This is a genomic window from Faecalibacillus faecis (assembly GCF_003024675.1).
Classification (GTDB): domain Bacteria; phylum Bacillota_I; class Bacilli_A; order Erysipelotrichales; family Coprobacillaceae; genus Faecalibacillus; species Faecalibacillus faecis.
Genome location: NZ_PYLP01000003.1, coordinates 240,074 through 260,353, shown reverse-complemented (window position 1 = coordinate 260,353; position 20,280 = coordinate 240,074). Strand labels below are relative to the sequence as shown.

Here is a 20,280-nt window from a genome sequence, read left to right as displayed (position 1 = left end):
TTCTGTTTGTTTGATACCTTTATCATTGGATTCATAGCCAAGATGATTATTCATTTCACCTTGAAGCATTGATTCAAATAAAGGCCCAAATAGATCTTTGAGAGCATCGTTCATATCTTCAACAGAGTTTGGATTATAGGCATCAATGATTGCCTGCGCGAGTGCAACTTTTTTAGGGTCACGTTTATTTCTAGTCATGTTCATATCCTCATTTCCTCCTAATTATAACATAGACAAAATAAAAACTGTGTTCATCAGGTCGCGCGCCCCTGACTTACACAGTTTATTTTACACTCTCATATAAAGAGTATTTATAGAAAACAAAAACAAAGTTCGCTCGAACTTTGTTTTTAATTAATAATTCTTAAAACATCTTCTTCACTTGTTACATTAAATATATTTAATGTGAGCTCTTTTAATTTTTCTATCGATGCATTTGTAATTTGTTCTTCCAAATTATTAGATATATCTCCAAATTTTACTTTAAGTTGGGCTTTTAAAATATCTTGTATTTCTACTTCTCGCAGTCTTTTTTCTACATAATCTATTGCTTTACCCATGTTTATCTCATTTCCATCAGGTACATCTTTTGGTTTAATAATTGGTTCATCATAAAATAAAAAATGATTCATATGTATGGCAAAATAAATTTTATCTTCCATTGTTTCCTCCTCGTTACGACTTATAATCTATGTTTTCATTTCTTTAATTTTTGATAGTGATATTTAAAATTTTTAATTATTAAATACTTTCTTTCATCACTACCTCTACACTTATTTTATTTTTTCTACTTCTTCTTTCAATGGACGTTTAGTCCAAAGAAAAAAGACCTTATAACTTTGATTATAAAGTCTTTCTTGCATTTTTTTGATATCAACCATTTTTCTAGTTAATAATTTTTAAAACATCTTCTTCATTTGTTACATTAAATATATTTAATGTAAGTTGATTTAATTTTTCTAGCGATGTATTTGTAAGTTGTTTTTCTAAAGGCCTTGATAAAGTTCCTAGTTTTACTTTAAGTAGGTCTTTTAAAGTATTTTGTTTTTCTTCTCGTTTTCCTTTTTCAATTCCAGAACGTTCACCTTTTTTAAATCCAATTGTTTCTCCTTTCTCCATTCCTTGATTTTCAAATCTTTGGAATAATCTGTCCATTCCTTCACACATGTTGATTTCATCTCCTTCTGGTAAGTCTTCTTCTTTAATGTCTGTGTGCGTAAATGCCCCTGCAATCAACATCATCTCTCTATTGATGATTTTGTTTTGCATTAATCCTTCATAGTTTCCTGCAAACATTTCTTTTGACATCTCTATACAATCTTTCATATCTCTATCACTTATTTTTGATGTATCTATATCCTTTAAAGAAACAACTTCAAATTTCCAATCATTTAAATGACCTTGTAGTTCTGTTGGAATATCTTTCATCATCCCTTGAAGTGATGTTGGCGCTGTCCATTCTTTTTCTCCAGTATAAAAGACAATAGTTAACGTCGGTACAATCTTCTTTCCATTTTCTAACTGATTGTAATAACCTAAAATATCATATATCGCTATACGTAAAGCCATTTTGGTATCCTGCGCACTTTGATGTTCAATTGCCAAAATACATAAGTTCGCATTGATAGATACTTTCTTTACCATATCTCGATATCTTTTGATATCTATTTTTTCTTTTAAAGCTTCATCAATGAATGTCGATTGATCGTTTTCCTGGTGTTGAAGTGTTTTATAATCAATGGCTTGTTTTCCATCAAACATGATTGCATTGAAAAATGCGGCAAACCTTTGATTATTTCTAAACAGTTTTTTACAAGCACTGTCACTTGAAATCTGAGTAGTTACCACAATTCATTCCTCCTTACTTACCGATTTTATATTTGTGTTTTCATCGCTTTTTTAGATGTTTTATATATTTTTTTGTAAGGAGTTCTACTGTATCTGTATTATATCATGGTATCAAAGACAATTTGTCTCAAATTTGTGTCAAAAATGTATCGAATTTATACAAAAAGGTACTTTTTTGAGACAAATATTCTATTATCATTTTAGCTTTCCTCTTTTTCTTCTTCAATGGACGTTTAGTCCAAAGAAAAAGACCTTATGATTTTCATCATAAAGTCTCGTCATATTATTCTGTCGCAAATTGACTATAGTAAAGTTGATGATAATAACCATGTTTTTGAAGAAGTTCTTCATGATTACCTACTTCAACAATATGTCCTTGGTCCATGACAATAATCTTATCCGCATTTTTAATCGTTGATAAACGATGCGCAACAATAAATGTTGTTCTTCCTTTCATCATTTCATCAAATGCTCTTTGAATTTGCAATTCTGTACGGGTATCAATGGAACTTGTTGCTTCATCTAAAATCAGCATAGGTGGATGTGTCAACATAATACGCGCAATACAAACAAGTTGCATTTGTCCTTGTGACATATTTCCTCCATCTTCTTCTACTACCGTATCATATCCTTGAGGAAGTGACATGATATATTTATGAACTCTCGCTTTTTTAGCCGCTTCGATAATTTCTTCATCAGTAGCTTCTGGTTTTCCATAAGCAATGTTTTCTTTAATTGTTCCTTTAAACAACCAACTATCTTGTAAAACCATTCCATACATTTTTCTTAGAGCATCTCGGTTCATTTCTTCAATATCAACACCATCAATTGTAATTTTTCCTTTTTGTGGATCATAGAAACGCATAAGTAAGTTAATTAAAGTTGTTTTTCCACAACCTGTTTTTCCTACGATAGCAGTCATTGTTCCTGGTTTTGCTTCATAGTTAAAGTCTTGAATAAGTGGTTTACTAGGATCATAACTGAAATTTAGATGATCAATGACAATATGGCCTTGCTTATTTTCAATAATTTTTGATGTACTTAATTCTTGAATAGTTTCTTCATCTAATAAAGCAAAAACACGCTGACTTGCGGCTATTGCTGTTTGCATTTCTGACATAACAGAAGAAATTTCGTTAAATGGCTTTGTATATTGATTAGCGTACGTTAAAAAACTTGAAAGAATACCAACTGTAAATGAACCATTTAATACTTGAAAAGCACCATAAATACCAACAGCAGCATAAACAATACTATTAACTAAACGTGTTGTTGGGTTAATTAAAGCCCCATAGAATTGAGAAATAACCCCACTTTTATGCATACGTTCATTGATTTCATTAAATTTTTCTTCATTTTGAACTTGATAATCAAAGATATTGACAATCTTTTGATTTCCAATCATTTCTTCACAAAAACCATTCATTTCTCCACGAATAGCAAGTTGTTCTTGAAAATAAGAATGTGTTCTTTTTACTATTAAAGACGCTACAAGTAAAGAAAGGGGTGTAAGTACAACAACAATCACAGCCACTGAAAAATGAATATAAGCCATAATTAAGATTGTTCCCACTATTGTCGCAATCCCTGTAAGTAATGATGTAAAACTTTGTAATAAACCTTGACCAATTAAATCAATATCATTAATTAATCTCCCTAAAATATCTCCATGACTTGTCCCATCAATATATTTTAAAGGAAGTACTTGAATTTGATCAAAAACTTTGTTTCTTAAATCATTCGTAATATTATACGTAATGGTATTGGTAATTTGCCCCATGATCCATTGAATCAATGAAATAATTAGTACAACAACACCAATAAAAATTAATTTATTAAATAATCCTTGAAAATCAACTTGATTTTTACCTACTAATAAATCAATAGCTTGCCCTAATAAAACTGGTGTAAGAAGTGTAAAAATAACTGAAACAATAGATAATACAGTAAGTGAAATAATTAAAAATTTATAAGGACTACAATAGCTTAATAAGCTTTTTATTGTCTTTTTATCCATTTGTTTCACCTTCTTTACTATTTTGAGATTCATAAATTTCTTGATATACCTGACAATCTTTTAATAATTGCTCATGACTATCAAAGCCAACAAGCTCCCCATGATATAAAACCATAATACGATCACATCTTTTTAAAGAGGCTGTTCTTTGTGAAATAATAATCTTTGTCATTTCTTTTAATTCTTGTAATTGTTTTTGTAAAGCTGCATCCGTTGCATAATCAAGGGCACTTGAACAATCATCCAAAACAAGAATATCTGCTTGTTTATAAAGTGCTCTGGCAATAGTTAAACGTTGTCTTTGTCCACCAGAGAAGTTTTTACCACCTTGAACAACAGGACTTTCAATTCCTTTTGAAAGATTACTTACGAATTCTTTAGCTTGTGAAACTTCTAAAGCTTGATTCATGATATCTGCTTGATAAGGTTTAGACATACAAATATTTTCTTTAATTGTTCCTGAAATTAAAGAAGTATTTTGTAAAACATAGCTAATATGTTTTCTAAGGGGTGCGAGTTTATAATCTTGGATTCTTTTACCAGCAATCCAAATTTCCCCACTTCTTGTATCATAGTTTCTACCAATCAAAGAGACAAGTGTTGATTTACCAGCACCTGTTCCCCCAATAATGCCCACTGTTTCACCTTTTTTAATTGTAAAAGATAAATCATGGAGAACATCTTTTTGCAGATAACCAAAATTCACATTTTTAAATTCTATCATATTTTCAATAGGTGTCAGTGTCTCATAAACCCCTTGATCTTCTACTTTAGGTTTTGTTTCTAAGACTTCAAATACTCTTTGATAACTTGCAGTTGCTTTATTATAAATCGATAAAACATTTGCAAAGACAATCAATGCTTGTAAGATACTATTCATATAGTTGACTAAAGCAATAACTTCACCTTGAGATAAACTTCCTATATTTACTTGAAAACCACTTGCATAAATTATAATAATGATGGCAAAGTTAACGATTAAATAAGTAAAAGGATTTAATAAAGCTTGGATCTTTCCAACTTTTACTTGTTCATCTTTTTGATTTTTTGTTTCTTTATTGAATCGTTTAATTTCATGATTTTGATTTGAAAAAGCACGAATAACACGTACACCTTTTAAGTTTTCCCGAGCAATCAATGCAATTTTATCAAGTAATTTTTGAATGCGTGAGAAATAAGGCATCGAGATAATTGTAATCGAAAACATTGATACCGCAAGAATGATTGCTCCAACAACAAAGATCATTGATAATGATCCACTGATCATAAATGCCATAAAAAGCGAACCAATCATTAAAAACGGTGCTCTTGATGTAAGACGAATGGTCATCGCCACCGCTAATTGTATTTGTACAACATCGTTAATTAATCTTGTTACTAATGATGGTGCTGTTAATGTATCTAAATTGGCATCATCATATGTATTGATTTGATGATACATATCCTTTCTTAATTGTGTTCCCACACTTTGTGATGTCAAAGATGCATACCATTGACAAACCAAGGCAAATAAATACCCAAATACGGCAAGTCCAATTAATACAAGTCCACATTTTAAAATATAGGAAGGATCATTATTACCAATCCCTTTGTCAATGACAGAAGCCATGACAACTGGAACACATAATTCTAAAACAGCTTCAAAGATTTTAAATAAAAATCCAATTGTTGCTGAAAATTTGTATTCTTTAGCATATTTTAATAGTTTCACTTTCTTCACCTCGAAGGTATTATATGATAAGATTTATATATATGTAAAATATATATATTGTATAGTAATTATATCAATTATATATATTTGCGTTTAAAGGAGAATTATGATGGATATTCGACAAATGAAGTATTTTAAAACAATTGTAGAGGAAGGAACTATTTCTAAAGCCGCCAAAGTTTTACACATGGCACAACCACCTTTGTCTATGCAACTTAAACAATTAGAAGAAGAACTTGGAGTTATTCTTTTAAAAAGAGGAAATAAACAAATCGAACTAACAGATGCCGGAACACAATTTTATAAAAGATGCTTGCAAATTCTTGATTTAACAGAAATCACGAAAAATGAACTTCAACAATCTTATCAAGATGTTTTACGAATTGGTATTACACCTTCTAATAGTGGCCTTATTCAACAAGCCAAAATAAGCAAATTTGTTGATACCAATCAACATGTTCAATTTGCTATTTATGAAGGATCAACTTATGAAATTCTTGATTTACTTTTATCTCATAATATTGATTTAGGTATTGTTAGAACCCCTTTCGATACTTCTAAAGTTAATACTTATTATTTAGAAAAAGAGCCGATGGTTACCATCGGTAAAAAAGAATTCTTTAAAGAAAAGATTTCTAAAATGGAAGATTTAAAAAAAATACCCCTGATTATTCATCGAAGATATCTTCCTTTAATTAATGACTATTGTTTAAATAAACAAATACAAATCCAATTAAAAGTAACATGTGATGATAGTCGAACATCCCTTATTTGGGCCAATAGTGGTATTGGAGTAGCTATCATTCCTCAGTGTAGTCTTGCTTTAGCTTACGATTCATCATTAACTTATGCTTTATTAGAAGATAAAAGTCTTTATACTGGTGTTGCTTTTATTACTAGAAAAAATGAAAGTATTCCCATTTTATTAAAAGAATTTATGGAATGTTTTAAAAGAGGTTCAAAATGAACCTCTTATTTATATAATGCATTATAAAGTTTTAATAATTGATCATCTCTATGTTTAATAGCTTCATGATCTTTTCCCTCATGATAATCATAAAAACCTTGTTGACTCTTAACACCATAATGACCTTCATCATAAAGTTTTGCAAGTTCACTTGGAATTTGCGTATCATTACATAAATCCTTCATTAAATAATCACTAATATGATAAAAAGTATCTAATCCACCAAAATCAGCCACTTCTAGAGGACCTAAACAAGCGTATCTAAAACCTAATCCATATTTCATAACAGAATCAATATCTTCTTTAGAAATAACACCTTGTTCTACAAGATATAAAGCTTCTCTTAAAACAGCAAATTGAATTCTATTTGCTGCAAATCCTAAGACATCTTTTTGTACAATAACAGGTTTTTTACCAATATGAAGACTTAATTCTTTAATTGTTTGAGCAACACTTTCTAATGTTTGATCTCCTTTGATAATTTCAATAAGAAGAATTAAGTGAGAAGGATTAAACCAATGCATACCAATAAATCTTTCAGGTTTATAAACAGCACTTGCTAGAGTATTGATAGAAATTCCTGATGTATTAGTAGCAAGTATCGTCTCTTCTTTAACAATTTTTGATATTTGTTTATAAAAGTTTTGTTTAATTTCAACGTTTTCTATAATGCTTTCAACAACTAAATCACAATTTTCAAAGCATTTTAAATCTGTTGTATATTTTAAATGTTGATGAATTTCTTTTTCTTGATCATTTGTGATTTCATTTTCTTGTAATAAAATTTGTGTATTTTCTTTAATTCTCTTTTTTGCGGTTTCAAGTGCTTCTTCCTTTAGATCATAGATTGTCACATGATAATTATATCTTGCAAAGATTTGAGCCATTGAATAGCCCATTGTTCCAGCACCCGCAATAACAATATTTTCAATAGCCATTAGTCAATCTCCATTTCTAAAAGGGCACTACCCAATGTTTTCCCATGCATATCAATGGCAAGAGAACGTGTAACGCCACCACCTAAAGCATCTTCTAAGACAAAATTTAATGCACTAATTGTAGGCATTTCATAACGTGTAATTTTACCATGTACGATATCTTTAAAATAATCTTTTAGTTTTTCTTCTGTTACTTTTTCTTTAATAAGATCATAATCTTCATCTTTATAAGCAATCACAGAAATAACTGAAATATTTCCTTTATCCCCTGTTCTTGAATGTGCAATTTCTTTTAATAACATATCTTATACCTCCATATATCCTACTGTAATATGAAAATGATCATTAGGAATTAAAATTGATGCAATACTTACAATATCTTTAATTGTTTTAACAGCACCTCCGCCTCCTGAAGGTCCATTTGTATATAATGCTTCTACTTCATTACCAACAAGTTTTGCTTCTTCTTTTGTTTTCACTCTAGCAGCAACTCTTAATCTTACTTCATTTGGAATATATTGTCCCATTTCATTTGAAATACTATCTTTATATAAAGAATTAACTCCAATGTAATCAAAACGTACTTCTTCTGCCTTTAAACCAATCATTTCAAAACGATGTTCTAAAACTTCTCTTGCAAGTTTAGCTTTTGCTAAAGCATTACTTCCACCATAACTAATTTGTCCTTCACCAATATAACAGTCATGATAACCAACACTTGTTTTAAAATAACCATTTGGTGCTTTACCACTAGCATTTTCAATTCTTACTTCATTTTCACCAATTTGTTTAACTGTAATTTTTGAAAAATCAGCAATGACATCTGGTGTAAAATAATTTTCTGGATCTTGGATTTCATAAAGCGATTGTTCTTTAACTGTTTCTGTTGTTACAATACCACCTGTATTTGGTAATTTAGAAACAACACCATCACCATTTTCATCCACTTCAATAATAGGAAATCCTAAATTCCATAATTCAGGAACATCTTTATAACCAGGATCAGCAAAATATCCCCCTGTAACTTGTCCAGCACATTCTAATAAATGTCCTACCCATGTTCCTTTTCCAAGTTTTTCATAATCATCCATTGACCATCCAAATTCATAAACTAAAGGTCCTAAGCTTAATGAAGGATCTGCAACTCTTCCTGTAATAACAATATCCGCATCATTCTTTAATGCTTCAACAATACCAGAACAACCAATGTAACCATTAGCTGATAATACTTCTCCATCAATTGCTGACAAAGGTTTCTTTGTTTCAATTGTGACATAATCTTGATAATCATTTAATTTAGAAGAAACATCATCACCTTCTACATAAGCAATCTTTAAATTTTTTAGCTCTTTATCTTTCGCCATTTCTTGACATTTAAGAGCAGCATGATAAGGATTTGCAGCCCCCATATTCGTAATCACTTTAACATGATGTTCTTTTAAAGCCTCTAAAATGCGGTCAAAACGATATTCAAATAATGCATTGTATCCTTTTTTAGGATCTTCCATTTTTGCTTTTTGGGCTAATGAAATTGTTCTTTCTGCTAAACATTCAAAAATAATATAATCTAAATTCCCTTTTTCTATTAAATCAATGGCAGGTTCAATACGATCTCCAGCATAACCTGCTCCACTACCAATTCTTACTGTTTTCATATGTCCTCCTATTAGTAAAACGTTCTACTTCGAAATCAAGTATAACGTTTTACTAATAATGTGTCAATAGGATTTATGTATTTTAGTACAACGTTTTACTAATTGCTTGTTTTTAAAGATAGGTTTTGTTATGATGTTAACGAGGTGAACACGATGGCAAGTATTAAAGATGTTGCTGCAAAAGCACAGGTATCTATAAGTACCGTGTCCATTATTATTAATGGAAAAAGTAAAGAAAGAAAAATATCTAAAGAAACCCAAGAAAAAGTACTCAATGCGATGAAAGAACTTAATTATCAACCTAATCTTTCCGCAAAGAAACTACGTCTCGCAGATACAAAAAAAACGATTGCCCTTTTTTGGACAACAGATTTTAGAGGTGTTATGTTAGCGAGATTTTTGGACGGTTTACACGAAGCTATAAAGAAATCAAATTATAATTTTGATATTATTATTTATACCTATGAAAATAATCAATTATGTAAAGAAGAAGCATTAACGAAGTTATCTAACTTCCATGGGGCAATCATCGCAAATTCAAGTGAAAAGGATTTAGAGTATTTATCTTCACTTAATCCAATGTTCCCTATTGTTTTATATAATAGACAACTTGTTGGTTATAGTAGTGTCTCTGTTGATGATTCTCTTATTGCTGAAAAGATTTATCATTTGATAAAGGATAAGAATAATATTGGTATAATTAAAGCACCCTATGCTTTTAAAGGAATGTCTGTAAGGGATCAACATTTAGTAGATTTATTAACACACCATTCCATTCAAGAGTATACAGTTACAGAGAATTCTATTGAAAGTGGATATTCTTTAGCTTCTTGTATTGATTTTAAGAATCTTGATGTTTTATATACTGCAAGTGATATGATTGCTGCAGGAATCATGCATTATTGTTATAAAAATCATATAGTTATTCCTGATGATATTGAGATTGTTTCTATTGGGAATGGACTTACACATGTTGATGCATTTTTAAATCCTTCATTAAGTATTATTGAAATACCGTTAGAAAAGATGGCAGGAGAATGTCTTCATGTTTTAAATCAACTATTTAGTCAATCTTTAATTATTAATAAATCAGTTGAACCACAAACTATTGTAAGAGAGTCTTTAAAATAAAATATTATTTAAGGCAAGATTTTTAAATAATAAAATTCTTGCCCTTTTTAATAGAAAAGAAGCCCACTATAGGCTTCTTAACATTATATTTCTTATGCTTCTGCATTTTCTCCTTCGGCAAGTAATTGTTTATCATAGGCTTTCATAAATGGTGCAGCAATGATAACATCTAATACTAATAATCCAAACCAAACAAAGATTGCTTTAATATCCATTGATGCCAACCAAGCTTGAAGTGGTCCTGGAACTGTAAATGGTAATGATATGTAGAATTTTCCCAAGAAACCACTACTCATAAGACCATAAGCAATAGCAACATTTAAGTTATTACAAATATAGAAGATAATAAGTGTAAATGGATTTAATACTGTTGGTAATCCAAAGATAACGGGTTCATTAATATTGAACGCTGTTGAAACAACAGCAATTTTAGCAATTGATTTTGATTGTGATGCTTTAGAAAAGAATAATAAACAAAGAACAACTGCCATATATGAAATATATCCACCATAAACTGTATTGAATGCTCCGGCAAAAATACATGGTAATTCTTTTCCTGCTGCATAAGCTTCAGCATTTAATGCAAGTGCTGCAGTTGTCACAGGAGTTACAACAACTCCTAACATATTTCCCCCATGAACTCCAAAGAACCAGAATGTTGTCATTAATAAGTTAATAATAATGATAGATGGTAGTGATCCTGTTGCTGATAATAATGGTTGGAAAATAGCATAAATCAATCCAGAGAATCCTGTACCAATAAGTATGTGGCACAATCCATCAATTCCCATAAAGAAAACAAGACTAGCAATACCAGGAATTAATACATTAAATGGTGCTGCAACATTTGGTGGTACTGAATCTGGTAAGCGAATTACTAGATTCTTTTTAATAAAGAAATGGTTAATTTCAATAACTCCTATAGCTACTAAAATAGCTGTAAACATTCCACTTGCGCCAATATTTGTAAGAGGAATAGCTGTTACAGTTGCATCACCTACTGTATAGGCTGTAGGAATACCTGCAACACATAAGTAAACTAAAATTGTTGTAATTAAATTAGAAATGGTATCCATTTTATAATATTTACATAAACGATAGGCAACCCCTAAAACGACATAAATTGAAATTGCTCCAATTGTTAAGTTATAAGGTATCATTAATGTTGATGAATAGGTAGCGGCAAAATCACGCCATGCACATAAAAATGAAGTTAATAAATTCGTTGCTTTAACTGTCGCATCCACAGGTGGCATTGCAAGTAAAATTGCAAACCCACCAATAATAGTTACTGGAACTAAAATTGTAAGTCCATCACGAACAGCTGCAAGATGTCTTTGTTGCGAAATTTTCATTGCAACAGGAACAACATATTTTTCTAATACTGCTTGAAACTTATTCATAAATCCTGAATTTTGTTTTTCCATAAAAGATCCTCCTCACTAATCGTCATTTTTTATAACCGGTTTCATTTGACACATTTAGCATAGCACGTAATGAATGATTATGCAATATTTATTTTATTTTTTTGAAATCTCTTTCATTTTAAAAATACATGTGCTATACTTTTTCTTGCAAGGAGGTCATAAAATGGAAATTGGATATAATAAATTAAACATAACGCCAACACAACCTGTTCATATTGCTGGCTATAATAGAAAAGAACTCTCTAAAGGTGTTTTAGATCCTATAGAAATCAATTCTCTTGTTATTAAAGAAAATAATAAAACAATTATTTTTTCTATTTTAGATTCCATCATTATTGAAGATTGTGTAATTTTACCTGTTAAAAAGGCTATTTTTGAAAATTTCGGTATTCCTTTTGAACAAATCATTATCGGCTGTATTCATACACACTCAGCACCTGCCTATTTCAAACCTTTCTTTGAAAATGTTTATATCGATCAAGAATTACAAAAAAGTCTTATTCAATCTTTTATAAAAAGTATTTCTAAAGCCCTTGCTTCATTAGAAGATGCTTCTTTAACAATGGAAACAACTCAAATTGAAGGACTTTATGGAAATAGAAATGTCAAAGATGGCTGCGTGGATAAAAGCATTAATGTGCTTCATTTTATGAATAGCCATTCAAAAAATGAAATATGTTCTTTCATTCAAATGTCTTGCCATCCTACCATTTTGAATGGAAGCAATTTTAAATTATCAGCAGATTTATTAGGTTGGATTCGTCAAAAATATCAAACAAAAACACAGGTTCCTTGTATGATTGTTAATGGTTTTTGTGGTGATGTTTCTACACGTTTTTATCGAGAATTAAAAGGAGAAGACGAATTAGAAAGAGTTTCTTCATCCATTATTCAACAAATGAATGATTTAAATCCATTAGATGTTCTATTTAATGATTTAAAATGCACATCATTCGAAAAATCATATCAATATAACGGACAAAGTGATCCTTTTGTTCAAAAAGAAATTCCTCATTTAAAAGAAAAGATACAAAATTCTCAAAATGATGTAGAAAAAGCTATAGCATCACAACTTCTTTATAATTTAGAATTTAAAGCAAGCAAAGGAGAAATGGTTTTAAAATTATATAGTCATATCATAAAGCTCGGTAATATTCTTTTTATCTCTCTGCCTGGAGATATTACTGCTGCTTTAGGAAAAAGAATTGTCGATCATTTTAAAGATTATAAAGTGATTATTCTTGGTTATTGTGAAAATTATTCTAATTATTTTGTTTGTAAAGAAGATTATAGTAAGTATTTTGAAACGTATATTTCTCGTTTATCAAAAGGTAATGCCGATGATTTTATTCAACACGTTATTAATCAAGCTGATGATTTATTAAAGTAAATTCTTTCGAATTTACTTTTTAGTTTTTATAAAATATAATAAATATAAGAAATTGAGGTGGTTATATGAACCCATTTGAAAAGATGGATTTAAAAAAAGATTCATTTACAAAAAAAGAACTTATTCTTTATGATGTTTTAAAAGATAATCTACAAAACATTTTAAGTTTTTCTGCAAGTGATCTTTCTAAGCAATATAATATTTCACAATCTACAATTACTCGTTTTTGTCAAAAGATTGGTTATGATGGCTATAATGAATTCAAATTTGATGTTTTCCGTTCTGGAAAACAAGGAAGTTCATCAAAAGATGATTTATCCACTCTAGATGCCTATATTAAACTTATTGAAATATTAAAATCATCGATTGATTATAATCAATTAAATCAATTTGCGAGTGATATTGTACACGCTAATTCTATTATTATTTTAGGAATGCACAAAAGTGCCCTACCAGCAAAATTATTACAATATAATCTCTTTAAATATGGTAAAAAGGCAATCTTTTTAGATTATGGAGATATTGCCAATGATTTTCAACAATTAGTAAGAGAAGATGATATGGTTATTATTTATACCAATAGAGGTAATGTTTTAGGTTCAATTAATTCAACGCTAAAAGAATTAATAAAGAAAGTCTCTTTTAATTTATCAATCATTACCATGAATGATAAATTATCATTAAAAAAACATACTAAGAATTATATTTGGCTTCCTTCTACGATTAATCAAGGTTTCCAAAATTATCTTGAAAATCAAGTTGTTTTCTTTATTTATACAGATATTCTTACTTCTCAAATAGCAAAACTTATGTAAAAAGATGTATGACATAAAATCATACATCTTTTTAATAACATACATAAATATAACGTCCAAACTTTACAAGTTCTGTCTTTTTTCTTAAAATACGGTCTTTAATTTCAAAACTGGCTTCTTTAATTTCTTGATCCATCTTTTCATAACTTACTAAAACAAGTTTATCACAAAGTCTTCTAGCACTTTGGATGATAGCACATTGTTCCTGATAAGTAATTGGTGTATAGAGATTATAAGGAATATCTATGATTGCAACATCATAGTGTCCTTGATGTTTATTAATATCATCTTTAGTAATTAGCATGCCATCAAAACCAAAGTGATTCAAATTACATCTTGCTTTCCATGAAATATCTCTTGAAATATCAAACCCTTTAATGGAATATCCTAAAGCAAGACCTTCTAAAACAACCGTCCCCATACCACAACAAGGATCAATAATCGTTTTACTTATATCATTTTCACCAGCAATATTAATTAAAGTACGTGCTAAACGAATATCTAAAGAATTAGAAAATGTATTGGGTTTATCATCATACTTTTTCCAAGATGGAACACCATGATGATAATAACCAATAACCCATAAATCACTTACTTTAGTAAGTGCGATCGTATGTAATGGCTTTGCCATATTAACACTTCCATCAATAAACCAAGAAATTTCTTTACATTTATCAAGCGTTTCTTGATAATTTGGATGACTTATGGGATTTTTTAAATAGATGATTTTAAATTCTTGATAATTATGTTTTTGTTTTTGTACTTTTTCTTTTAATTTTTCAAAGTCTTTATCCATAGCCCAAATATCAATCTTTCCTTTAATAAAAACACTGGTATTAACATCAATGTCTTTATTTGTTAGAAAACATTGTTGGTAATTTTCATGAAATAAATATTTAAACTCTAAAGTACATAAATCATGTTCTTCAGGTGGATAATTAAATAAATAAAAGTATTTTTTCATTTTATCTCCTACTTTCTTCGCCCATTTTACCAATTGTTTCATGGTTTATCAACTTATAAAAAAACAAGGATTTTGTCCTTGCTTCGTTTTATAAATTGAAATTAACTGGTGGGGCAATTGTTCCCAAATCTCATCGAGTTTATAACCCTACACTTGACACTTTCGTGCGCGATAGCCATCTTTCTATCCTCAGTAATTTCATCTACATTGTACGCTATTATTTACTCTTTTTACCAGCTTTATTTTATTTTTTCTTTAAAAGATGTTATATTGTCAACAGGAGGTTTATATGACTTATTTAAATAATTTAAAAGAACGGTTTACTTTTGATCAACTGTTACTTATATTTACATGTTTTAGTTTTACTTTTCCTTTTTATATATTAGGACCTATTTTAGTTATTGAATGTATTTATTTATTTGTATCAAAGAAAGTAATTAATGTTTTAAAAGAAACACCAAAGATAAAATTCCTCTATTTATTTGTTTTAATTTCTTTAAGCATTTCTTTGATTCATAAGAATATTTTAGGTGCACTGGCAACAGTCGCTATCTTTATTGCTATTGTGTTGATGGTTTATTATCGAAAACATGTTAATCAATCAACTTTTGAATTTATTATTGATATGTTGATTGTGTTATCTATTCTTTGGGCGATATATGGAATTTATGAACAATTTCAAATTTATCATCGTTTAGGGGTCGATCATTTTACCTTTAAAGTCTATGCCAGACGTGAAAATCGTTTGAATAGTGTTTTCTATAACGCAAACTACTATGCTATGATGATTGAATTTATTGCGGTATGTATTGTTTACAAATTCTTTACGGTAAAGAATGATTTAAAAAGAAGTATTTTTTATGTTGTTGTTGGCTTTTTGAATTTATTTATGCTTTATATGACAGGATGTCGTGCAGGATATGTTGCCATTGCGGGAGCTATTTGTTTATTTCTTATTTTTAATAGGAATTATAAACTCTGTTTTTTAATTGCTTTAGGATGTTTAGGAGTTGTTGGTTTCTTTGTTTTAAATCCTAGTAAATTCCCTCGTATTGAATATTTGATTTCTAATTTAGATGTCAGAATGAAGATTTGGAATTGTGCCATTCAAGGGATTATCGCTTCTCCACTTTTAGGACAAGGACCATTTACTTATATGATGGTTTTAAATAAATATAATGGACATTTAACACAACATGCTCACAGCGTTTATTTAGATCCTTTACTTTCTTTTGGAATCATTGGTCTTGCCCTTCTTGTTCCTTATGTTTATGATAATTGTAAACGTCTTTATAAAGTAAAAGAGCATTATTCTTATATTGCTCTTGTAATGGGATTTATTGGTGTGTTATTGATTCATGGTATTTTAGATTATACAATTTTTTGGGTACACACTGGTTTATTCTTCTTATTTGTTTTATCAAGTTTTGAAATGTTTGAAGCAAATCGTAATTAGCGATTTGCTTTTATTTTTGATAAGTTCTATAGATTGTTGCTACAATAAATAAAAGAATAGATAATTCTAAATATTCTATATTCAATACATGTATATAAAACCAATCAATGATCATAAATAGAAAAGGAATTCCTACCCATATCATAGTTTCTATAAAATGATATCTTTTTACATTCATCCTCATCACCTCTTAACAAAATATTACTCTTTTTTATGTTAAGAAAATATCAATTAAATGTAAAAAAAGAACTTCTTTCGAAGTCCTTATGCTCTTGAATTCATTGTATTTTGTTTTAAAGAATTTACATATTCCATTTGATGTTTAGTATTTTCTCTTAATTCTTTTTCCATTCCTTCTAATGTCATATGTTGTACTTCTTTAGTTTCTGCTTTTTTTTCACATACTTTTTCTAATGCTTCTCTAGCATCATGTTGTAATGTGTTTCTCATTTGCTTTCTTTGTTCTAATTTCATTTCTGAAGTTTTGATTTCTCCCGCTACTGATTGAAAGATTTCTTCTTTTGTTAATTCTTTTCTTCCTTCATTTCCATGTTTTACATCATTACTATTTTTAAAATACTTTCTTAAAGATTCTTTTGCTTCTGCGTTAATTTCATTGATACTCATAATACTCATCCTCTCTTTCCTAAGACACCTGTAGCATAATCTTTTTTTATTTTTTAGAAAAGAGAAATGTATACAATTTTAATTTCATTAACAAAATATATAAAATGTAAGAGCTTTATTTGTTAAGGGGATTTACAATAGCCAAAAGAAATTCTTGAAGCAATAAAGCAAATAAACGCTAAAAATAAATAAACATAAAGCATAGCCTGCTTGGAAAAAACTCATTGCCCTGGCAAGTCCTGAAAAAAGATTTTCAATCAAAAAAACAATGCCATTATTGAAAATAATTCTAAATAAAGAAACACATCCTGAAGATAAAGCTGGTATAAGCATAATCATTTTATGTTTATTTTTATAATCTTCCAATAATCCTACCGATAAACGTAAAACCGTTTGTGATATCCCATAAGTTCCTATAATAATTCCAATAAATGACTCCCCTTCGCTACATTGATGTTATGTTACATCAATATCATTCACTACTATGAGAGTGTCTGACTCCTCATGATGTACCTATCACTTCGAATTACACTTATATATAAGTACCTTGATATACACCAAGTAGTCATAAGGTCTGACAGGGTCATCGCTATTTCCTTAATATCATGCCAACAGACTTCACAATAGAAGTCCTATGTTATCGTCTAGTTCATTGATAACACAGTAAATAGACTTCCACATTTATCGCAATGTTGTCACACATTCTACTGCATATCCTTCACACACCGCCTTACGTTGATGCATTAGATTAGACTTTTCGAATAGCACTAGTGCGCACGATGTAGGACTTTCACCTACAGGATTTTTACATTCCATGAAGCATTTCAAGTTAATAGAGCCCTATCTTGAATAAGCATTTATAAGTAGAAAATGTCATGCCCCTGTTGACATAACATATAAGCGACTGCCTTTCGCACGAAAAGACAACCCATTTAATTAGGTTGTCTTTCAGTGCGAGATTTTCTCAATCATCCTATTAATTTTGAGATTTAATTAAAGATTCATATACAGTTCCTTTACAATCTTCTAAGGCTCTATTTTTATATTCCTTGCTTTTTGATTCATTACCCATATTTTTGTAGATAACTGATAATAAGAATTCGAGATAGGGAGTATCTGCATTGTTTTTAGTATATTCTACATCTTCTAGATCAGATTTTAATTCATCATAATACTTAATTCCACCACTAATTAAAGTATCATTGACCATATCCATCTGTCTATATAGGGCATGATCATTTGTAGTGCTAACCATTTCCAACAAACGATCAATCATAGATGCATTCTTCTTATCTACATATATATAGAATACTGATTTTGCGAGAGCAGACTTCTGCTTAGAATTCATAGGAACATGGTCCATTATATTGTTTACTTGAGTATCTATTTGTTTGTTATCATTTACTTTTAGATAAGCATTTAAAAGTAAATATTCCCTATTAAATAGAGGAATACATATCTTAGCTAGTTGAGTTGCTATTAAGTCTTCTATTGCCTTAATATCATTTTTTTGGAGTAATGTAAGATATATTTTTAGAAATTTCTTTCTAATGATCACTGGAATAATTCCAATAACTGCAATCACTATAACAGCAACTAACATAGCATTCATACTTTTATGCCCCTTTCTCAATCAACTTTATAATATCATTTAATTCATCAATAATTATATCTGCCTGGCTTTGATCCAAGCCAAACTTATCATCTTTTAAAGCCAATACCTTAATACCAGCTCTATTTGCAGCTAATATTCCTTTAGATGAATCCTCAATAATAATAGCTTCATCTTTATTCACATTCAATTCTTTGATTGTATATAAATATATTTCTGGATTTGGTTTACTTTCTTTGAATTGTTCACCACTTACTATAAGTGAGAAATACTTTCTTAAACCAGCCTGATCCAATGCATTATTAATAGTATATAACCTAGAAGAGGACGCTAATGCTATTTTATAATGTTTACTTAAGTGTTCTAAAACGGAATAGATCTGAGGTCTAACTACCGCTTTATAATCACGATCAAGTGACCGAAAATATTCTTGAAGCATATTTTTAAATGTCATGAAATCAGTTTTTCCATTCCACATTGTGTATGCTTGTTCATAATATAATTTACTATCAATACCAATAAGAGGAATACAATCATTTACTTGTATTTCTATATCATGCTGTTTAAAAAATCTTATCAAATCATTTATATACATGGTTTCACTATCAAAGATCACACCATCCATATCAAAAATAACAGTTTTTATCATAATTATAAACACGAGCAGGCATTATATAATGCCTTGCTCGTTATTCATTTTAGTAGTCTAAGCACTTGTAATATCTTCTGATATCTAATGGATGACGTCTGTTGTGTTCTAGATGAACATTAAGTCTCATGAATGCTGATCTCATTACGATTGGAGATAAGATACCTCTGAATTCATCTCTGATACCAGGTAATTCAAAGTTCTTAGTATCGATAGTTGTAACATTTGCACAAATTTTTCCAACAAAGTTTTCAACACGATCCATTTCTGGTCTAGTCTTATCTTCACCCTTGATTAATAATACTGTAGTATCTCTTTCGATAACTTCTAATAAACCATGGAAGAAGTTAGCTGCTGAGATAGGGCGAGTGCGCATCCACTGCATTTCTTCCATAATACACATACCATAACAATGAGCCCAGTCTTCAAGGTTACCTGAAGCTACTAAGTATGTAAGTGGTGAGTCACAGTATTTATCTGCATATTCTTTCATCTGAGCATCTGCATCTTTATATACCTGAACGATATCTTTTGGTAAGTTCTGCATATCAGATACTAATTCATCATACTTATCGAACTGTCCAGCATTCTTCATGAATCTTAAGACAACTGTATACCACCAGTAATATTCTCCACCTACTGTTGTGACTAATTCATCAACTTTGTTTGCGATTGGAGTATCAACTACTTCTACATAACCAATAACTCTAGCACCTACTTCATGTGCTTTATCAATAGCCTGTTCTACTTCTACTGTATGGCCAGATAATGAAGCAACAACTACTACTGAATCCTTTGTAAAGTTTGCATCACCTTCATACAAGAAGTCTGTAGCATTAGTTAAATATAATGGTAAAGAGCATCCTAACTGTCTAGCTGTATGGAAAATCTGTCCTGCATATAATAGTGTTCCACCAATACCAACTAAGAAGATATTCTTATATCCATCTTCACAAATTTTATCTACTACCTTTTCTACCTGAGGAATCATATTTACCCCATTTAAATGATCTGCATAAACTTTCTTTTCATCAAAATTAAACATAAATTTTTCTCCTTTTTTATTTATAAAT

Annotated in this window: 20 protein-coding genes and 1 pseudogene; 5 read left to right on the top strand and 16 right to left on the bottom strand. The window is 29.6% G+C overall.

Annotated elements, in window-relative coordinates; genetic code table 11:
- From C7U55_RS04715 to C7U55_RS04695, 5 genes and pseudogenes are all read right to left on the bottom strand, one after another.
- Positions 1 to 198 (bottom strand): annotated as a pseudogene (locus C7U55_RS04715) (hypothetical protein); the annotation flags it as partial.
- Between the two features lie 152 nt (positions 199 to 350).
- Positions 351 to 662 (bottom strand): DUF4351 domain-containing protein, encoded by a 312-nt coding sequence (locus C7U55_RS04710; RefSeq protein WP_106987558.1) that lies wholly within the window; start codon positions 660 to 662, stop codon positions 351 to 353.
- 223 nt (positions 663 to 885) lie between these two features.
- Positions 886 to 1,848, bottom strand: a complete 963-nt coding sequence (locus C7U55_RS04705) for an Rpn family recombination-promoting nuclease/putative transposase (RefSeq protein WP_162297406.1) — start codon at positions 1,846 to 1,848, stop codon at positions 886 to 888.
- A 283-nt stretch (positions 1,849 to 2,131) separates the two neighbouring features.
- Positions 2,132 to 3,865: an ABC transporter ATP-binding protein gene (locus C7U55_RS04700; RefSeq protein ID WP_106987556.1), complete on the bottom strand. Its 1,734-nt coding sequence runs from the start codon at positions 3,863 to 3,865 to the stop codon at positions 2,132 to 2,134.
- Entirely contained in the window at positions 3,858 to 5,576 is a 1,719-nt protein-coding gene (locus C7U55_RS04695; protein ID WP_106987555.1) for an ABC transporter ATP-binding protein, read from the bottom strand. Before C7U55_RS04695 ends, C7U55_RS04700 begins: the two co-directional genes overlap by 8 nt.
- Before the next feature lie 109 nt (positions 5,577 to 5,685).
- On the opposite strand from C7U55_RS04695, the gene C7U55_RS04690 reads away from it, so the two are divergent.
- A complete protein-coding gene (locus C7U55_RS04690; protein ID WP_106987554.1) occupies positions 5,686 to 6,543 on the top strand; it encodes a LysR family transcriptional regulator in 858 nt (285 codons plus the stop codon).
- A 5-nt stretch (positions 6,544 to 6,548) separates the two neighbouring features.
- On the opposite strand, the gene C7U55_RS04685 is transcribed toward C7U55_RS04690, so the two are convergent.
- From C7U55_RS04685 to C7U55_RS04675, 3 genes are read right to left on the bottom strand one after another with little or no spacing between them, the layout of a single operon-like run.
- The gene (locus tag C7U55_RS04685) at positions 6,549 to 7,481 is read right to left on the bottom strand and encodes a 3-hydroxyacyl-CoA dehydrogenase family protein (RefSeq protein WP_106987553.1); all 933 of its coding nucleotides are present in this window, start codon (positions 7,479 to 7,481) and stop codon (positions 6,549 to 6,551) included.
- Positions 7,481 to 7,783: an AtuA-related protein gene (locus C7U55_RS04680; protein WP_106987552.1), complete on the bottom strand. Its 303-nt coding sequence runs from the start codon at positions 7,781 to 7,783 to the stop codon at positions 7,481 to 7,483. The genes C7U55_RS04685 and C7U55_RS04680 overlap by 1 nt, the downstream gene beginning before the upstream one ends.
- 3 nt (positions 7,784 to 7,786) lie before the next feature.
- Positions 7,787 to 9,136 (bottom strand): acyclic terpene utilization AtuA family protein, encoded by a 1,350-nt coding sequence (locus C7U55_RS04675; protein WP_106987551.1) that lies wholly within the window; start codon positions 9,134 to 9,136, stop codon positions 7,787 to 7,789.
- 153 nt (positions 9,137 to 9,289) lie between these two features.
- On the opposite strand from C7U55_RS04675, the gene C7U55_RS04670 reads away from it, so the two are divergent.
- Positions 9,290 to 10,267, top strand: coding sequence for a LacI family DNA-binding transcriptional regulator (locus tag C7U55_RS04670; protein WP_106987550.1), 978 nt, complete (start codon positions 9,290 to 9,292; stop codon positions 10,265 to 10,267).
- Positions 10,268 to 10,359: 92 nt separating this feature from the next.
- On the opposite strand, the gene C7U55_RS04665 is transcribed toward C7U55_RS04670, so the two are convergent.
- Entirely contained in the window at positions 10,360 to 11,694 is a 1,335-nt protein-coding gene (locus tag C7U55_RS04665; protein ID WP_106987549.1) for a PTS sugar transporter subunit IIC, read from the bottom strand.
- Positions 11,695 to 11,857: 163 nt separating this feature from the next.
- On the opposite strand from C7U55_RS04665, the gene C7U55_RS04660 reads away from it, so the two are divergent.
- Complete coding sequence (locus tag C7U55_RS04660; protein WP_106987548.1) at positions 11,858 to 13,084, top strand: neutral/alkaline non-lysosomal ceramidase N-terminal domain-containing protein; 1,227 nt, start codon at positions 11,858 to 11,860, stop codon at positions 13,082 to 13,084.
- Positions 13,085 to 13,149: 65 nt separating this feature from the next.
- Positions 13,150 to 13,899, top strand: coding sequence for a MurR/RpiR family transcriptional regulator (locus tag C7U55_RS04655; protein ID WP_106987547.1), 750 nt, complete (start codon positions 13,150 to 13,152; stop codon positions 13,897 to 13,899).
- Between the two features lie 31 nt (positions 13,900 to 13,930).
- On the opposite strand, the gene C7U55_RS04650 is transcribed toward C7U55_RS04655, so the two are convergent.
- Positions 13,931 to 14,863, bottom strand: a complete 933-nt coding sequence (locus C7U55_RS04650) for a TRM11 family SAM-dependent methyltransferase (protein WP_106987546.1) — start codon at positions 14,861 to 14,863, stop codon at positions 13,931 to 13,933.
- 289 nt (positions 14,864 to 15,152) lie between these two features.
- Between C7U55_RS04650 and C7U55_RS04645 the strand changes: the two genes are divergently transcribed.
- Positions 15,153 to 16,319 (top strand): O-antigen ligase family protein, encoded by a 1,167-nt coding sequence (locus C7U55_RS04645; RefSeq protein WP_106987545.1) that lies wholly within the window; start codon positions 15,153 to 15,155, stop codon positions 16,317 to 16,319.
- A 10-nt stretch (positions 16,320 to 16,329) separates the two neighbouring features.
- On the opposite strand, the gene C7U55_RS13520 is transcribed toward C7U55_RS04645, so the two are convergent.
- The 6 genes from C7U55_RS13520 to C7U55_RS04620 form a co-directional block, all read right to left on the bottom strand.
- Entirely contained in the window at positions 16,330 to 16,497 is a 168-nt protein-coding gene (locus C7U55_RS13520) for a hypothetical protein (RefSeq protein ID WP_155522376.1), read from the bottom strand.
- Between the two features lie 86 nt (positions 16,498 to 16,583).
- The gene (locus tag C7U55_RS04640; protein WP_117815738.1) at positions 16,584 to 16,946 is read right to left on the bottom strand and encodes a hypothetical protein; all 363 of its coding nucleotides are present in this window, start codon (positions 16,944 to 16,946) and stop codon (positions 16,584 to 16,586) included.
- 132 nt (positions 16,947 to 17,078) lie between these two features.
- Positions 17,079 to 17,312: a hypothetical protein gene (locus C7U55_RS04635; RefSeq protein ID WP_106987543.1), complete on the bottom strand. Its 234-nt coding sequence runs from the start codon at positions 17,310 to 17,312 to the stop codon at positions 17,079 to 17,081.
- Between the two features lie 610 nt (positions 17,313 to 17,922).
- A complete protein-coding gene (locus C7U55_RS04630; RefSeq protein ID WP_106987542.1) occupies positions 17,923 to 18,558 on the bottom strand; it encodes a hypothetical protein in 636 nt (211 codons plus the stop codon).
- Between the two features lie 4 nt (positions 18,559 to 18,562).
- Positions 18,563 to 19,207 (bottom strand): HAD family hydrolase, encoded by a 645-nt coding sequence (locus C7U55_RS04625; protein WP_106987541.1) that lies wholly within the window; start codon positions 19,205 to 19,207, stop codon positions 18,563 to 18,565.
- A 49-nt stretch (positions 19,208 to 19,256) separates the two neighbouring features.
- Positions 19,257 to 20,252 (bottom strand): SIS domain-containing protein, encoded by a 996-nt coding sequence (locus C7U55_RS04620; RefSeq protein WP_048924190.1) that lies wholly within the window; start codon positions 20,250 to 20,252, stop codon positions 19,257 to 19,259.
- Positions 20,253 to 20,280: the final 28 nt, after the last annotated feature.

Coding starts and splice junctions, on each gene's coding strand:
- C7U55_RS04645 (WP_106987545.1), top strand. CDS start 15,153: ATGACTTATTTAAATAATTTAAAAGAACGGTTTACTTTTGATCAACTG.
- C7U55_RS04675 (WP_106987551.1), bottom strand. CDS start 9,136: ATGAAAACAGTAAGAATTGGTAGTGGAGCAGGTTATGCTGGAGATCGT.
- C7U55_RS04640 (WP_117815738.1), bottom strand. CDS start 16,946: ATGAGTATCAATGAAATTAACGCAGAAGCAAAAGAATCTTTAAGAAAG.
- C7U55_RS04650 (WP_106987546.1), bottom strand. CDS start 14,863: ATGAAAAAATACTTTTATTTATTTAATTATCCACCTGAAGAACATGAT.
- C7U55_RS04660 (WP_106987548.1), top strand. CDS start 11,858: ATGGAAATTGGATATAATAAATTAAACATAACGCCAACACAACCTGTT.
- C7U55_RS04700 (WP_106987556.1), bottom strand. CDS start 3,865: ATGGATAAAAAGACAATAAAAAGCTTATTAAGCTATTGTAGTCCTTAT.
- C7U55_RS04710 (WP_106987558.1), bottom strand. CDS start 662: ATGGAAGATAAAATTTATTTTGCCATACATATGAATCATTTTTTATTT.
- C7U55_RS04665 (WP_106987549.1), bottom strand. CDS start 11,694: ATGGAAAAACAAAATTCAGGATTTATGAATAAGTTTCAAGCAGTATTA.
- C7U55_RS13520 (WP_155522376.1), bottom strand. CDS start 16,497: ATGAATGTAAAAAGATATCATTTTATAGAAACTATGATATGGGTAGGA.
- C7U55_RS04630 (WP_106987542.1), bottom strand. CDS start 18,558: ATGAATGCTATGTTAGTTGCTGTTATAGTGATTGCAGTTATTGGAATT.
- C7U55_RS04685 (WP_106987553.1), bottom strand. CDS start 7,481: ATGGCTATTGAAAATATTGTTATTGCGGGTGCTGGAACAATGGGCTAT.
- C7U55_RS04620 (WP_048924190.1), bottom strand. CDS start 20,252: ATGTTTAATTTTGATGAAAAGAAAGTTTATGCAGATCATTTAAATGGG.
- C7U55_RS04690 (WP_106987554.1), top strand. CDS start 5,686: ATGGATATTCGACAAATGAAGTATTTTAAAACAATTGTAGAGGAAGGA.
- C7U55_RS04680 (WP_106987552.1), bottom strand. CDS start 7,783: ATGTTATTAAAAGAAATTGCACATTCAAGAACAGGGGATAAAGGAAAT.
- C7U55_RS04670 (WP_106987550.1), top strand. CDS start 9,290: ATGGCAAGTATTAAAGATGTTGCTGCAAAAGCACAGGTATCTATAAGT.
- C7U55_RS04655 (WP_106987547.1), top strand. CDS start 13,150: ATGAACCCATTTGAAAAGATGGATTTAAAAAAAGATTCATTTACAAAA.
- C7U55_RS04625 (WP_106987541.1), bottom strand. CDS start 19,207: ATGATAAAAACTGTTATTTTTGATATGGATGGTGTGATCTTTGATAGT.